The organism is Aquimarina sp. U1-2 (assembly GCF_017897595.1).
Classification (GTDB): domain Bacteria; phylum Bacteroidota; class Bacteroidia; order Flavobacteriales; family Flavobacteriaceae; genus Aquimarina.
On sequence record NZ_JAGKIK010000104.1, the window covers coordinates 1 to 379 of the forward strand.

The 379-nt window shown below is 30.6% G+C and carries 1 protein-coding gene; it reads left to right on the plus strand.

Features of this window, described 5'->3' with window-relative positions:
* Nucleotides 1-98 precede the first annotated feature (98 nt).
* Nucleotides 99-379 (plus strand): LytTR family DNA-binding domain-containing protein (locus J8281_RS19220; protein ID WP_210199262.1); only part of this gene is annotated, 281 nt, incomplete at its 3' end.

The following is a 379-nucleotide window of genomic DNA, read 5'->3' on the forward strand; positions in this document are numbered from 1 at the left end:
AAGAAACGATTAAACTTATTATATAAAGACAAACACCATCTGGATATTGAAAATACAAATGGATTATTTAAAGTACATTTAAAACTCATTACCAAATAATGCCACAAAGCAAAAACATATCGTGTATTATAGTAGATGATGAAACCATTGCAAGAGAGGTTATTGCAACACATTTGGCCAAAATACCTAACATACAAATTACTGCAAGCTGCAGTAATGCCATTGAAGCTTTTAATGTACTAAGAACCTATACCATCGATTTGATATTCTTAGATATTAATATGCCCGAAATCTCAGGTATATCTTTTGCCAAATCTATAAACAAGGATACAAAAATAATTTTCACAACAGCCTATCGGGATTTTGCTGTTGAAGGTTT